The organism is Rhodococcus yunnanensis NBRC 103083 (genome assembly GCF_001895005.1).
Classification (GTDB): Bacteria; Actinomycetota; Actinomycetes; order Mycobacteriales; family Mycobacteriaceae; genus Rhodococcoides; species Rhodococcoides yunnanense.
This window is the reverse complement of sequence record NZ_BCXH01000001.1, coordinates 128,327-143,523: the sequence shown is the minus strand read 5'-3', so window position 1 is coordinate 143,523 and position 15,197 is coordinate 128,327. Positions and strand designations below refer to the sequence as shown.

The 15,197-nt window shown below is 61.7% G+C and carries 12 protein-coding genes; 6 read left to right on the top strand and 6 right to left on the bottom strand.

Going from position 1 to position 15,197, the window contains the following annotated elements; genetic code table 11:
• Positions 1-8: 8 nt before the first annotated feature.
• Genes RY1_RS00700 through RY1_RS00685 form a run of 4 tightly spaced genes read right to left on the bottom strand, consistent with a single transcriptional unit; the run spans position 9 to position 3,539 of the window.
• Positions 9-827 carry an HpcH/HpaI aldolase family protein gene (locus RY1_RS00700; RefSeq protein ID WP_072801610.1) on the bottom strand — a complete coding sequence of 273 codons (819 nt, stop codon included), beginning with the start codon at positions 825-827 and terminating at the stop codon, positions 9-11.
• Positions 824-2,053 (bottom strand): NAD(P)/FAD-dependent oxidoreductase, encoded by a 1,230-nt coding sequence (locus RY1_RS00695; RefSeq protein WP_072801609.1) that lies wholly within the window; start codon positions 2,051-2,053, stop codon positions 824-826. Before RY1_RS00695 ends, RY1_RS00700 begins: the two co-directional genes overlap by 4 nt.
• The gene (locus tag RY1_RS00690; protein WP_072801608.1) at positions 2,053-2,244 is read right to left on the bottom strand and encodes a ferredoxin; all 192 of its coding nucleotides are present in this window, start codon (positions 2,242-2,244) and stop codon (positions 2,053-2,055) included. The genes RY1_RS00695 and RY1_RS00690 overlap by 1 nt, the downstream gene beginning before the upstream one ends.
• Complete coding sequence (locus RY1_RS00685) at positions 2,241-3,539, bottom strand: cytochrome P450 (protein WP_072801607.1); 1,299 nt, start codon at positions 3,537-3,539, stop codon at positions 2,241-2,243. The genes RY1_RS00690 and RY1_RS00685 overlap by 4 nt, the downstream gene beginning before the upstream one ends.
• Positions 3,540-3,672: 133 nt before the next feature.
• On the opposite strand from RY1_RS00685, the gene RY1_RS00680 reads away from it, so the two are divergent.
• The 3 genes from RY1_RS00680 (at position 3,673) to RY1_RS00670 (ending at position 8,423) form a co-directional block, all read left to right on the top strand.
• On the top strand, positions 3,673-4,266 hold the full coding sequence (locus tag RY1_RS00680; protein ID WP_072801606.1) for a TetR/AcrR family transcriptional regulator: 594 nt from the start codon (positions 3,673-3,675) through the stop codon (positions 4,264-4,266).
• Positions 4,267-4,944: 678 nt separating this feature from the next.
• Complete coding sequence (locus tag RY1_RS00675; RefSeq protein ID WP_139279687.1) at positions 4,945-5,964, top strand: porin PorA family protein; 1,020 nt, start codon at positions 4,945-4,947, stop codon at positions 5,962-5,964.
• 206 nt (positions 5,965-6,170) lie between these two features.
• The gene (locus RY1_RS00670; protein WP_072801604.1) at positions 6,171-8,423 is read left to right on the top strand and encodes an MMPL family transporter; all 2,253 of its coding nucleotides are present in this window, start codon (positions 6,171-6,173) and stop codon (positions 8,421-8,423) included.
• Between the two features lie 81 nt (positions 8,424-8,504).
• Here RY1_RS00670 and RY1_RS00665 read toward each other — a convergent pair whose 3' ends face one another.
• The gene (locus RY1_RS00665) at positions 8,505-9,494 is read right to left on the bottom strand and encodes a helix-turn-helix domain-containing protein (RefSeq protein WP_072801603.1); all 990 of its coding nucleotides are present in this window, start codon (positions 9,492-9,494) and stop codon (positions 8,505-8,507) included.
• Between the two features lie 131 nt (positions 9,495-9,625).
• Between RY1_RS00665 and RY1_RS00660 the strand changes: the two genes are divergently transcribed.
• The gene (locus RY1_RS00660) at positions 9,626-10,579 is read left to right on the top strand and encodes an alpha/beta hydrolase (protein WP_072801602.1); all 954 of its coding nucleotides are present in this window, start codon (positions 9,626-9,628) and stop codon (positions 10,577-10,579) included.
• 180 nt (positions 10,580-10,759) lie between these two features.
• A complete protein-coding gene (locus tag RY1_RS00655; RefSeq protein ID WP_218019761.1) occupies positions 10,760-11,677 on the top strand; it encodes an SMP-30/gluconolactonase/LRE family protein in 918 nt (305 codons plus the stop codon).
• 222 nt (positions 11,678-11,899) lie between these two features.
• On the opposite strand, the gene RY1_RS00650 is transcribed toward RY1_RS00655, so the two are convergent.
• On the bottom strand, positions 11,900-13,696 hold the full coding sequence (locus RY1_RS00650; RefSeq protein ID WP_072801601.1) for a flavin-containing monooxygenase: 1,797 nt from the start codon (positions 13,694-13,696) through the stop codon (positions 11,900-11,902).
• 400 nt (positions 13,697-14,096) lie between these two features.
• Between RY1_RS00650 and RY1_RS00645 the strand changes: the two genes are divergently transcribed.
• On the top strand, positions 14,097-15,095 hold the full coding sequence (locus RY1_RS00645) for an NAD(P)H-dependent flavin oxidoreductase (RefSeq protein ID WP_072801600.1): 999 nt from the start codon (positions 14,097-14,099) through the stop codon (positions 15,093-15,095).
• The last annotated feature ends 102 nt before the right edge of the window (positions 15,096-15,197 follow it).

Below are 15,197 nucleotides of genomic sequence, written 5' to 3'. Positions count from 1 at the left end.
CGAGAGGACTAGGTCAACTCCGAGCCGAGTTGCGCCAGACCTGCGGCGCCCGCGGTGAGCCATCCGGTGTCGGTGCCGAGTACGTGCAGTGTCATTCCCGCCTTCGCCATTCCACGCGCGTGATCGGGCGAGAAGACAGCTCCAGCAAGGATTTTGCCGCTCCGTGCGGCGGCACCGGCGATCGTGCCGGTCGCTTCGCGAAGCAACGGCGAAGCAAGTCCTGCTTGCAGGTCCCCGTCGGTCATCGCGCCCACTCCGAGCGCCAGATCGACCGGCCCGATGAACAGCCCGTCGATACCGACGACCGCGGCGATCTCCTCGACAGCTGCCAGGCCTGCGGCCGTCTCGATCATCACGAACACCACCGGGCCGTCCGCGGCGTCGAAGACGTTACCGGGAGCAGGCCGAAGCGGGCCGTACGACCTGTTTCCGAGTGGCGGGTAACGAGTTGCAGCTCGGGCGATCTCGGCTTCCTCAGCGCTGTTCACCATCGGCACCACGACACCCGCCGCGCCGAGATCGAGCGCGCGCATGATGATCCATGGGTCCGACGACGGAACCCGAACCAAAGTGGCCTTCGAGTGGATGGCGGCCGCCCGAAGAAGCGGTCCTACGGTGGCGAGGTCGTGCGGTCCGTGCTGGCAGTCGAAGATCAGAAAATCGACGGCCGTCTTGGCGAGAACCTCGACGGTCGCCGGGTCGGTCGTGATGACCCACGGTCCGACCGTTGCAGCCTTGCTCGCCAGTGCAACTCGCAGAGGATTGACAGGTGAACTGGATGCGGTAGGTGTCGACGACTCGTAGGGCAAGGTGTTCTCGCGGGTCATACTTCACTCCTGGATGCGAATTGTTCGATCGCGGACGTCCACGATCCTGGCTGCCCCACGGATTCGCGCAGCGACAGTACTGCTTTGGTGCGGCGGATGCCGCAGGCGCCGATGAGACGGTCGCCTTTTCGATAGAGAGCCAGCAGCTTTCCACCGTCGTCGAGTGTCGAGTCGAGATAGATCTCGTCGTGATCGATGCTCGATCCGATGAACTGCAGCTTGAAACCGAACTGATCGGACCACACCCACGGAACGGTGTCGTACGGTTCGCTCGCGCCGAGCAACGTACGGGCGGCGTGCTCACCGCTGGTGATTGCGTTCTCCCAGTGTTCGACGCGACGGAACTCGCCTAATCGCGCGTTGGGCCACTTCGCCACATCTCCCGCGGCAACGATCCCGGGCACGACTTGAAGTGTGCTGTCGCACACGACACCGTTGTCGAGAGGCAGTCCGGAAGATTCGAGCCACGCGGTAGCCGGAACGGCGCCCGCGGACAGTACGACGATGTTGGCGTCGACAACCGATTCGTCGTCGAGCCGAAGTCCGGTCACCGCCTCGTCGCCCAGGACTGCCGAAACCGAATGGCCTGCTCGGAGGTCCACACCGTGGCGGACGTACAACCTGCTGAGTTCGGCGCCGACAGCAGAGCCGAGGGAGCGTTCGAAGGGGACCTCGGACACCTCGATCACGGTAACCGGGATCCCCAGTGCCACACAGGTCGAGGCGATCTCGGCGCCGATGAATCCTGCGCCGACGAGCGCGACGCGAGGCGAATCCGCGGTCAGCGCGGTACGGAAGGCGTCGGCGTCGGTGACCGTACGGATGGTGTGGACACCGACCTTGTCGAATCCAGGAAGGACACGAGCCGAGACACCCGTAGCAACGACCAAACCGTCGTAGGAGACCGTGCGCCCGTCGGTGAGGGTGACCGCGCGTGCCGTGGTGTCGAGGCTGGACGCGCCAACGCCGAGAATCCATTCCGCATCCGCGACGTCGTCCGAACCGAGGTCGGAGTGCCCGTCCGTGGTACTGAGGAACTTCTTCGACAGTGGCGGACGATCGTACGGACGATGTACTTCCTCGCCGATGATGCTCAGCCGTCCGGTGAAGCCTTCGGTTCGAAGCGTCCGCGCGGCCGACAACCCGGCGAGTGATGCTCCCACGATGACTACGTGCTCGAGCGAAGGCGTGGCGTCACCACCGGGGTTCAGAGTCGACTGGCCCATCAATCCTCGATTACGAGGGCGCGTTTGGGACAGATCTTGACCGCAGCTTCGTAGGATGCACGCAGTTCCTCGCGGGGATTCTCATCGAGCACGATGAGGTTGTCGTCGTCGTCGATCTCGAAGATCTCCGGGGCGGCCGACGCACAGACGCCGTTGCCCTCGCACAGATCCCACAGCACTTTTGTTTTCATCGCTGATCCTCGTTGTCGTTGCCCTGCACCGGGGTGCGCCCCGCAGGTCGCTGCTCCACCCCGTCTGCATCGCGGTAGCTCTTGATCGTGACGGGCAGGTAGTCCCACCCTTGTTGGAACGTCGACTTGGTCCGGCGTGCGTTGGCTTCGTCTATCTCGTAGTCCGACACCGCAGCCAGGAACTCCTCGATCATTATCCGACCCTCCATCCGCGCGAGGTGGGTTCCCATGCAGAAGTGATCGCCTTGGCCGAAGGCCAATGTCCGTTCGATCGGTCGGTCCCACCTGAACTCGTCGGGATCGGTGAAGACCCGCGGATCACGTCCTGCTGATGCGGTGAGAAATCCGACGCGTTGACCCGGCTCCAGAACCTGACCGAGGACCTCGACTCGTTCGGTCACCGTCCGGTGGAAGGACTGCGCCGGACCACAGAACCGAGCTGCTTCCTCGAATGCTTTCGATGCGTTCGACGCCAGATCCGAACGGACGGCAGCAAGCTGATCGGGGTGCACCGCGAGCTCCCACAGTCCGTGGGCCGTAACCTTGGGGACGGTCTCGACCCCACCGACGAGCGGCGTCATCAGCTGGTTGGTGATCTCCACATCGGTCATCTCGCGACCCTGAAATCCGGTCTTGATCGCCTTGTCGATGAACGGAAGCGATCCGTCTGCCCCGGCTGCGCGACGACCGGCGACCGTAGACACCAACAGCCCGTACAACTCCCCCATGCCCGTGGCGTCGAATTCACGCGTCGGGTCACCTGTCTGATCCGATGCGTCGTTGACCAGCTCACGCACACGCGGCCCCATCGATTCGTCGATGCCTGCAATACGGCACATCGTCCGAGTCGACCAACGCCCCAGCGCTTCGGTGAGGTTGAAATAGCCCTGGGCGAGGACATCGGGAAGCTCGCTTCGCACCATGTCGCGGAACCAATCCTCCAGCTTGCGGACCGAGCCCGGCCGGAAGGGCTGATTGACCAGGCCGCGTAGTGCGCCCTGGTCGGGCGAGTCGACGTTCGGAAAACCAGGAAGCTGGGCTACTCGGTTCGGTGGAACGTTTCCGTTATTTGTCACCAGCAGCTGCGAGGTGCGCATGTGGGTGACCTCGCGACCGTACAACGGCAACGTGGTGTCGGCCATCGTGATCCAGATGTCTTCGAAGCGGGAGATGAACCACATGTCGTACTTCTCGATGTAGTAGATCGGGTGCTCGTCCCGCAGCCAGCGGTAGAACTCCCAAGGATCGGTTCGGGCCTCGAGCGAGGCGGGATCGAAACTCTCGATCGTGGTCATGTCACTCCTCAAAGACACACTACTGCGTTCGCTGAACGTGTTCATTGAACATGTTCATTAGAACGTAATCGGGCTCACAATCTCCGTCAAGTGCGGCTCCCCTAACAACCCGGCACCAGCTAGCATCTGCACAGTGGGAACACGAGAAGAGAACAGTGAGGCCAGACGCGAGGCCGTACTTCGCGCTACTGGAACTCTGCTGGACGAAGTAGGAGTTGCGGCTCTGACCATCCGCGAGGTTGCTCTTCGCGCAGGGGTGGCGCAGGGAACCGTCTTTCTGTACGCCGACAACAAGGCCCACCTCGTCAACCAGGTTTTCGGGCAACGTATCGCCGACAAGTGGCACGCACTGTTCACGGAGTCGGAAGGCAAGCGACCACTGGATCGTGTCGAACACTTCTACCTGGGTTGCGTCGACATCTTCTACGCCGATCTCGCGAACGTCCAGGCACTGTACCGAGCCCTTGCATCGCACGACGGTGGCCGACTCGACAGCGTCGATCGGGTACTGGAGCGGGTTCATTCGACCCTGAAAGATGCAGCCCTGCAAGGAGATCTGGTTCCCGACTCGGACGTGGATGTTCTTGCACTGTCGTATCAGGGGCTGTACTCCAACATAATTCAGCTTGCCGCGGTGGACACCCCCCATGCCGAAGCCAAACGAATCATCGGCGAGTCCATGCGGCAACTCCGCAACGGAGTGGCCACCACGAAGAGCGGGCGGTAGCCGCACGAGGCTCAGCCCTCGAGCGGCACCACACCCCCACGACGACTCCACTTCCGAACTCCTGACCAGGCCGTTCCCGTCGGCCACGTGTTGCCTGCATGCATCCCGGATCAGCACCCGGACATGGACGCCTCGAAATGATTGTAATACTTACTATCTCACGTTCTGCGTGGAGAGTCTCGAGATTGCCTCACAACCATCCGAGCGACGACTCCCCAGGCGGCACTGAAGGGGCAAGGCGCCTGGGATCGCATCAGGCAGCAGTATCAGTGCACCGAATCGGTGGTCTCCTTTTCCGGGTCGGTCTCGTTTTCACGGTCGATCTCGTTTTCAGCCAGCAGTGTCGGAAATGGCGTCGACGGGCATATTCCCGCTGAACATGGATTGTAAAGAACACCACCAGTAACAAGAAAAAAGACGGTCCTTTCAATTTCGAGATTTCTCTCGACATCAACTTGGTTCGCGCTTATAGTCCATCAAGTCGTTGCTTCCGAGAAATGGTTCAGCTGCTATTTCGGCCGATTCAATTCGGACAGTCAATGACGTCTTACAGTCAATTGCGCAGTTACGCAGTGACACTTCACAATCACACCGTCGCGAGCATCCGTCAGCACGTGGATCGATTGCTCGAATCGATGCGATCACTCCACCGACCACTATGATTGAGGATTGAACAAGATGAAAGCCGGAAAGCTGACGGGATCGATTTTCTTCATTCTTGGATTACTGCTCGTCGCGGTGGCCGCAATACTCCGATTTTCGGTGGCCCCTGGCCTTACCGAATTGTCCGACAGATTCAATAGAGAGATTATCCTCGTCGGGACATTGAGTATCCCCAACCCGGACCCGGCTGCGGGCGGGGCCATGATCACCCTTCCCGTCGAGGCGGCTACGACATCGTCCGTGCGGTCGTTGTCCGACGACTCCGGCGTCGTCTCGTTCGACACCCAGACCTATTTGACTCCGCGTGCAGTCGACTCTCAGCCGATTTCGAACACCTCGTTCACCTACGCCGTGAACCGCAGCACTTTCGAGCAGACCGACCCGCCCGCGGGGATGTCCGTCATCGATCAGAAGGGTGGAGTCACCGTCAACTTTCCGCCCAACTCGAACCACGAGAACCTGACGACGTACAACGCCGTGGTACAGGAGGCGCAACCGCTCGAGTACCAGGGCACCAAGTCGAAGAGCGGTCGAACACTCGATATCTACACCACCGATGCTTCGGGACCGGTGCGCAATCCCGACGTTCTGCATGTCCTGCAGGAAAATCTCGGACCCCGGTTCGGAACCGACGGCACTACCGCGCCGAAACTCGCACTGCTCGCCCTCGGGATCCCAGCAGTGCTCCTCGACTCCGCACCCGAGCAGGTGCCCGTCTCGTTCTCGCAGGCCGACAAGACCGAGATCTGGGTCGATCCCACGCTGGGCAGCATTGTCAATCAAATCGGCACGACGACCGTGACCACAGTCTTCGAACTGCCGGGACAGGATATTCCGGTACCCGCGTCGATCACGAAGCTGGAGATGGACAGGTCGGTTGTTTCGTCCAGCATCTCGGATCTGGACGAGTCCGACTCCCAGCTACCGCTGGTCACGACGTGGATTCCAGTGGCGTTACTGGTACTCGGAATCGTGTTTGCCATCCTGGCCGTGCGACTTCTGACTCGCCCGACACGACCGACCTCGGCCACCTGACCCAGCCCGAACTCCTGAATCGACATCACGCCGCAGCCCATCGGGTCTGCGGCGTGATGTCGTTGTTCTACGTACATCGATGTCGGTAGTGACTACTGACACGGTGCCTACGCCTGGTAGTGACTACCGATTTGGCCTACGCTTCCTCTTGTGCCGGTGCAGCCCATCGGCGCGCAGACAAGAGATTGCGAACGAGAGGCATCACCATGGCGTGGCATCTATTCAGGTTGGGCAGGTGGTCCTTCGTACACCGCAAGCTCGTTGCGGCGATCTGGGTCGGGCTCCTGCTCATCGGTATTGCGGGTGCATCGACCCTGGACACGAAGACAGATGACGGGTTCTCTCTCACCGGCATCGAGTCGACCGAGGCCTTCGACCTCATTGCCGATCGCAGCGGCCAAACCGCGGACGGTGCAACCGCACGGATGGTCTTCGAAGCGCCCGAGGGGCAGTCACTCACCACCCCTGAAAATCAGCAAGCGATCACCGAGGCGCTCGCCGCTACCCGGACCGATCACGTGCAATCGGTCACCGACCCGTTCACCACGGGCACGGTCTCGGACAACGGCCGCGCCGCCTACGCCACGATCACCTACAACATTCCTGTCACCGACATAGTCGAGACCGACACCGCCGCTCTCGAGAGCGGCAAAGACCTCGCTACCGAGGCCGGCATCAACAGCGCCGTCGGCGGCAGTGCCACCGCACCCGAGCAAGAGGTCCCCCTCGGTGAGCTCATCGGCATCGGTGTTGCGGTCATCGTCCTCGCCATCACCTTCGGCTCACTCGTCGCCGCCGGGATGCCGCTACTCACGGCTTTGATCGGGGTGGGTATCGGAATCCTCGGCATCACCGTGCTCAGCGCGTTCGTCACCTTGAGCTCGGTCACCTCCGCACTCGGAACCATGCTCGGCCTTGCGGTCGGTATCGACTACGCCTTGTTCATCATGTCGCGCTACCAAAGCGAGGTGAAACACGGACGCCCGCTCGACGAAGCTGCAGGTAAAGCCGTCGGAACAGCCGGTGGCGCAGTCATCTTCGCCGGTCTGACCGTCATCATCGCCCTTGCAGGCCTGTCCGTGTGTGGCATCGGCTTCCTCACCCAGATGGGTCTCGGCGGCGCCTTCATGGTCCTCATTGCGGTCCTCGTAGCCCTCACCCTGCTGCCTGCGATCCTGGGTTTCGCCGGCACGAAGGTCCTCGGCGGAAAGATCAAGGGCCTCGAGGGTCGCGACCCCGAAGACACGAACGTTCGCTCCAACGGCCAACGGTGGGTCGAGGCAGTGAGCAAGAACAAGGTCGCCGCGCTCATTGCGGGACTCCTGGTGGCCGGGGTGGTCTCGCTTCCGATCGCGTCGATGGAACTTGCCCTGCCCGACGACGGAGTCGCACCGTCGGGCACCGACAGCCGCGTCGCCTTCGACACCATTGCCGACAACTTCGGTGCAGGCGCCAACGGTCCACTCGTCGTGGTCATCGACACCGCCGATGCTGCCAACCCGGTCGCTGCGGTCAACACCGCCGTACAGCAATTGCGGTCACTCGACAGCGACGTCGCCGCAATCGTTGCACCAGTTCCCGAGGCACTCGCGCCGCAACTCGACGCGGTCGGTTTCACCACGGTCCAGATCGTTCCTGTCAGTGGCCCTTCGGATACCGCCACCAAGGAACTCGTGTCGAACATCCGCGACACCTTGTCGGACCTCCCTGCCGATACCGGCGCTCGGGCGCTCGTCACCGGACAGACAGCAGTAGGCGTCGACATCGCCGACGAACTCACCAGCGTGTTCCCGATCTACCTCGCCGTCGTCGTCGGACTTGCCTTCATTCTCCTCATGTTGGTCTTCCGCTCGATCCTGGTCCCGTTGAAGGCCGCTTTCGGTTTCCTTCTGTCGGTGGGAATCTCACTCGGCGCGACTGTTGCGGTCTTCCAGTGGGGTTGGCTGGCCGATCTCATCGGAGTCGATACGACCTCCCCAGTCGTGTTCATCCTCCCGCTGCTGCTCACCGGCATCCTCTTCGGTCTGGCCATGGACTACGAGGTTTTCCTCGTCAGCCGCATGCGTGAGGCCTACGTTCACGGAACCGAAGCAAAGCAGGCAGTGATCGTCGGATTCCAGCACAGCGCACGCGTCGTCGTCGCTGCCGCGGTCATCATGTTCGGAGTCTTCGCCGGATTCGCACTCACCGACCAGGTGATCATCAAGACGATCGGCTTCGCGCTGGCCATCGGTATCCTCGCCGACGCATTCCTCGTACGCATGATGATCGTCCCCGCCATCATGGCCATCGTCGGCGACAAGATGTGGTGGCTACCCAAGTGGCTCGATCGCCTGCTGCCCAACCTCGACATCGAAGGTGAGGCGTTGACCGACAAACTCGACACCCCGGAACTCGCCATGGCAGGAGCGTCGCATTCCGCAGGTCATCCGCTGCAGTCAGCTCGGCACGAAGCCTGACACAGAATGCGAGTGAACCCGGCCACGATGATCGTGGCCGGGTTCGTTCGCATTTCGCGATGTAGGAATCCGCTGCGTTACCTACGCCACCGAACCGCGCAGGTAACGCAGTAGCAGAGCAAGGCGTAGGCGCTCCTTGCCCTCCACGGTCGTGAGGCAGAAACCCATCCGGTCGCCTATCTGCGCGAGGCGACTCGCGACGGTGCTGTGGTGTCGGTACACCGCCGCTGCTGTGTGCCGCACCGAGTCGGAGGCACAGAACGCCGTGAGAATGTCCATGGTGTCCGGCCCACCGGCCGCCGCCTCGATGAGATCCAGCGTCACCACGTCGGGAACGTCGTCGATGTCTTCGAGCCGCAGTCGCTCGATGATCGGCGCGAGTGAACCCAAGTCCTTCCAGTACACGATCCGACGTGCCGCGCGTGCCATTCGCATCGCCGTGCGAGCACGACGCCACGCCGTCGGCCCGTCCAGAACCGCCATTGCCGGGCTGACCCCTGCCCGCACGTCCGATCCGAGATCGAGACTTGCACTGGCCGTCAACACTGCGTGCAGAGAACCTATGTCGGCATATCGGCCCCGCAACGATTCTGCAATTTCGACGACCGCGTCTCGGCCGACATCGAGCGCGACAACGCTGACCAGTGCGTCGGGGTCGAAGCCCAGCAAGCTCGAGGCGCGTGAACGATCGGCCGCAGAGGACGCCTCCGACAGGTACGTCCGAACCAACTCGGCATCCGACGGTCCCACGAGAGAACCGTCGTGGCGCCACAGAATCGACGCCGACATCGCCAACCGTTCCACGAGGATGTCGTCGAGAGGAGCGATGCTGTCCACCCTCGACAACCAAGCTCCAGTCCCATCGGCCAGCACATGGACGATTGCCTTTTCCGGCGCCGGGCAGTCGTCCGTGACCAGCCCTACGGGGCACTCTGCCAGCCGAGACGCCTCGGCCACGAGAGTCTCGAGACTCACACGACGTGTCGTCAACTGATCGAAGAACCCGATGACACGCACGGCATTCTCGGCAACCGCGTCCAGTTGGGTCAATCTGAGCAGTAGGCCCTCCATCACCACAGGCTACGACAATCGCCAGATGGCGGGCCCAGAGTGCCCATTTCCCGACACATGACGGCTGTCGCCCTGCGCCGACGCTGACGGATACTTCCAGGGACACACAGTCCGCACCCCGAGGAGCCACGATGACTTATTCGATCGACCCCGAGATCGCCCCATGGGTTTCGATGATCCCGTCGCACGATCCCACCGACTACGTCGGCTTGCGCAAGCTGCAGGACAGCATCACCGCGCAGTTGTCGATCGCGGCGAACGACAACATCGATATTCGCGACATCACGGTGCTCGGACCCGATTCGGCCCCGGACGTCCCCGTCCGTATCTACACCCCGCGCAATGCAGACGGAGTACTTCCGTGCCTTGTCTACATTCACGGCGGCGCCTACATCGCGGGCAACGTGCAGATGTTCGACGGCGACTGCAGCAGAATTGCCGATACGGTTGGCGCAGTTGTCATTTCCGTCGACTACAGACTCGCACCGGAGAATCCATTCCCTGCCCCGGTCGAAGACTGTTATGCAGCTCTGCTCTGGGCTTCGAAGTCTGCCGACGAGCTGCGTATCGACGTCACGCGTCTGGCGGTCGGCGGAGGCAGTGCAGGTGGGGGTCTGGCAGCAGCAGTGGCCTTGATCGCCCGTGATCGCGGCGGGCCTGCCCTGTGCTTCCAGTACCTGGGCATTCCGCAGCTCGACGATCGCCTCGACACTCCTTCGATGCGCGACTACACCGACACACCGATGCTGACCAGGCAGGGCACCGAGTTCAGCTGGGACTCTTACCTGGGCGCCGCCGGGATCAGAGGAACCGACTCCGTGTCACCGTACGCAGCAGCTGCCCGAGCGACGGATCTGACCGGACTGCCTCCGGCGTACGTCACGGCGTGCCAGTTCGATCCGCTTCGTGACGAGGGCATCGACTACGCACAGCGGTTGGCTCACGCGAACGTCCCGACCGAGCTGGCGCTGTATCCAGGAACGTTCCACGGGTCGACTCTCGTACAGCAGGCGGCGGTGTCGAAGCGGCAGGAAGACGATCTCACCGCAGCTCTGCGCCGGGCGTTCGGCATTCCCCCTCGGTAGCTCGCCGCACCCGACAGTCGCCAGCACGGGGTGCCGCCCGCGAAAACCGAGAAGTATCACCGATTGGGAGACATCCCTGTTGACGCGGGCGATCGGTAAAGGCACACTAAGTGTGTCAAAGATCTCAATGATCACCTGGATTCAGTTAGCACATGCGCCTAACTGCCCACAGTCAACGAAATGAGCGTGCCGATGTTCGAATCATCCGATATCCGGGCTATATCAACGGAATTGAATTTTCCCGAGGGCCCTGTCGTCGGCCCCGATGGTTCGGTGTTCGTCTGCGAGGTCAACGGTGGCGCGGTGGTGCGCGTGAGTCAGGACGGAGTCAGGACTGTAGTTGCGCCCATTGGACGCGGAGCCAACGGCGCTGCGTTCGGTCCTGACGGCGCGCTCTACGTCGGTAGCAGTGGCGGTTTCACATTTGCCGAAACCGGCGAGGGCACCGTAGGGCCTGTCGCGATCGCTGAGGGCAACGAGGGCGGATTCATCCACCGGGTGGACACGGTCACCGGCGAGTACGAAGAACTCTTCACCGAGTGCGACGGTCAACGCCTGAGGTCCTTGAACGACATCGTCTTCGATGCCCACGGCAGCGCGTACATCGCCGACACCGTCAACGGAGCCGTGTACTACTTCGATCCCCTGGCAAAGACGATTCAGGTCGCCACGTCCAACATCGTCACCCCCAACGGCCTCGGCTTGTCACCGGATGGCACGCGCCTGTACTCGTCCGAGACGTTCACGGGTCGGCTGCGTGCATTCGAAGTTGTCGGACCTGGCAAGCTCGTCGACCTACCCGACCTGTTTCACCATGCTGAAATAGGCAAGGAAGACGCCTGGTTCTGGGATGGCCTCGCTGTCGACGGCGCAGGCAACATCGCCGTCGCCGACCTCCTCGGTGGCGGGATTCGCGTAATCAGCCCCGAGGGAACCGAACTCGGGTTTCTCCCCGTGCCGTTGACGGACCCCTCGGTCACATGCGCGGCGTTCGGCGGACCCGATGGAAACACCATCTACATCACCTCCGGTGGGCGCGGGACACTCTACGCCGCGCAGTGGCCATGGCCCGGTCATCGGTTGAACTACCAACCCTGATCTCGGCTGCGGTCGGTTTCTCCGAATTCCAACCTGGACAATCGGTTTCGCATATCGCCTTCGGCCCTGCACTGACGAGTGCAGGGCCGTTTCGTGCGTTGTGGCGCCGATCCGGCCCGACCGAAACAATGGCGTCACAACAACGAATCGAGACAACAACGAATCGAGCGAGTGCGCAGTGCGCACTCGCTCGATTCGAACTCGGCCGATCTGTTGTGAGAATTACGAAATAGGGCCCAACACTTCTGCCAGACCATTTTCTCGCCATTCACTGAGCACCCGCCGGAATGCGAAGGGACCCGGGTCGTATGTCACCTTCAACGGAATCGGCATGCCCTCCTGGTTGTAGTAACCCGGTGTGCACTCGTTGAAGAACACCGAGGAGTCGTGTGCACTCGTCTGAATGGTCTCGACCCATCTGGCCTCGGCATCTGCAGTCGGCTCCAGAACGCGGACACCCAGTTCGCGGGCCTTCGCGATGACGGCAGCAAGGTGTTCTGCCTGGTCCTGCAAGATATGAGTGAAGTTGACGGAGTTGGCATTCTGCACGGGACCGAGGTGGAACTGGTTGGGAAACCCGTGCGACATGAATCCGTGCAAGGTACGTGGCCCGTATGCCCACGATTCCAACAGCACCTTTCCGTCGCGTCCGTGCACCGGCAGATCGCCTGACATCACTCCGGAGACGCCACTGAAGAAACCGGTTGCGAAAATGACGCAATCGACTTCGTATTCGGTGTCGCCGACGACGATTGCGTTCTCGGTCATGCGGGTGATCCCACCGTGATCCGCCGTATCCACGAGAGTGACGTTGTCGCGGTTGTACGTTTGGAGATACAGATCGCTGAAGGTAGGCCGCTTGCACATGTAGCGGTACCACGGCTTGAGCTTCTCTGCCGTCTCCGGATCGGTCACGACCTCATCGATGCGGGCGCGGATCCCGGCCATCTTCGTGGCGTCGACGATTTCTTCGATTCGCTCCCGCTCATCCGTCGGAAGCGCCGAGTCGATCCGTCCCGTGACAACTTTCCTCTGTAGCTCCGCTGTGGAGGTCCACCCGTCAGCAGTCATATCGACCTCGACCGGTTCACCTGACACCACCGCGAGGAAGTTGTCCATCCGCTCCTTCTGCCAACCTGGCTTCAGCGACGCAGCCCATTCAGGATCTGTCGGTCGCTGACCGCGGACATCCACGGTCGATGGAGTGCGCTGGAAGACCAACAGTTGCTGCGCGTCCCGACCGACGAACGGGATGACCTGGATACCGGTCGCACCAGTGCCGACAACCGCGACCTTCTTGTCGGCGAGCCCGGTGAGCCCGCCGAACTGGTCGCCGCCCGTGTAACCGTAGTCCCACCTACTCGTGTGAAAGGTGTGGCCCTTGAAGTTCTCGATGCCGGGGATTCCTGGCAACTTCGGCTGCGTGAGCGTCCCCGAGGAAGTGAGAACGAATCGGGCTCGCATTCGATCGCCACGATCGGTGCTGACCAGCCAGTTCTCCTCCTTCTCGTCCCATGTGAGCTCGGTGACTCGGGTGTGGAACAGAGCCTCCCGATAGAGATCGAACTTCTTTGCAATGCCCATGGCGTGCTGGCGGATCTCCTCCCCCGGCGCGTATCGCATGCTGGGAACGGTTCCGACATCCTCGAGCAACGGCATGTAGGAGTACGACTCGATATCACAGTGGATTCCGGGGTACCTGTTCCAGTACCACGTGCCGCCGAAGTCGCCCGCCTCGTCCAACATACGGATCGACTCGATACCCGCTTTTCTCAGGTGCGCCGCGACTACGAGCCCACCGAACCCGCCTCCGACGACCAGCACCTCCACCGAATCGGTCTTGGGCTCGCGCTCGACTTGCTCGGTGTACGGATCTTTGGCGTAATAGCCGAACTCGCCTTTCGTGGCGCGGTATTGCCCCAAGCCGTCACTGCGAATCCGGCGATCTCGTTCGTGTTTGTACTTCTCGCGCAAGCCCTCCAGCGTGTAACCGTCGAACTCGGTTTCGGTGATGGTCATGTACCACTCTCGCTTCTGTCGTGTCTATCAAGCAATGCGCTCTGCGGTTGCCCCGGTTCGGTCCGGGGCAACCGTTACAGCGTCGAATGCGATCGACCTGGAACCGAACTCGCATGCCCGGTGTGCAAGTTCGGGGACGATCGATACGCCGCGGACCCTGAGCATCGAAGAGGATCGTGTACCAGGCTCGATGAGAATCATCTAAATGATAGATGGTTCAGCACAAGTTGCAACCGAATTGGCCAATTCGACGGTTTATTTTTTTGCCCGCCCCAGCGACGATGAAAACCGTTGATCCGGTCGCAATCATTAACATGATATCTTCTCCGTGACAAGTGCGACTGCTTCCGGTGATGGACACGCACCGGTGCGGTCAGATGTTCAACCGACGGGAGACCCGATGACACACACCGAGCCGACACTGAGAACACCTTTCACCGAGGTGTTCGGCGTCGAGCATCCGATCGTTCAAGGCGGAATGCAGTGGGTCGGACGCGCGGAGCTTGCCGCGGCCGTCTCCGAGGCAGGCGGACTAGGCATGATCACGGCGTTGACGCAGCCGACTCCAGCCGCCCTCGTCGCCGAAATCGAGAGGGCCCGTACGTTGACGGACAAACCTTTCGGCGTGAACCTGACGATTCTTCCGTCCATCACCCCACCGCCGTACGACGAATATCGTCGAGCGGTTGTCGAGTCCGGCATCACCATTGTCGAGACGGCCGGGTCCAACCCGGAGCCGCACATGGACTTCTTCAAGCAGCACGGGGTCAAGGTGCTTCACAAGTGCACGAGCGTCAGGCACGCTGTCAAAGCCGAGAAGGTCGGCGTCGACGGTGTCAGCATCGACGGGTTCGAATGCGCAGGCCACCCGGGCGAGGACGACATTCCTGGCCTCGTTCTGATCCCAGCGGCAGCCCGACAGCTGACGATTCCGATGATCGCATCGGGCGGTTTCGCCGACGGCCTGGGTCTTGCAGCCGCACTCGTCCTCGGTGCCGACGGCATCAACATGGGCACCCGGTTCATGTGCACAACCGAGTCACCGATCCACGAGAAGATCAAACAGCGAATCGTCGAAGCGGGCGAGCGGGACACCGAGTTGATCTTCCGACCACTGCGTAACACGTCACGAGTGGCATCGAACGATGTGAGCAAAGAGGTCGTCGGCATCCTGGACCGGGGCGGCGAATTCGGTGACGTCCGCGAACTCGTCGCTGGCGCCCGTGGACGTACCGTCTACGAGACCGGAGATATCAACGCGGGTATCTGGACTGTCGGAATGGTGCAAGGACTCATTCACGACATTCCGAGCGCGGGTGAGGTAGTCGTCCGCACAGTACGCGAGGCTCAGGAAGCTCTGGAGAGAACAGCCAATCGATTCGCTCAACCAGTCGCCTGATACGCCACGATCGCGCAGGCAATTCTGCGCCGTCGAACAGGTATACATAGATTTGTCCCCGGCCAAGACGACTCCTGGCCGGGGACAACTACGTACAGCAGT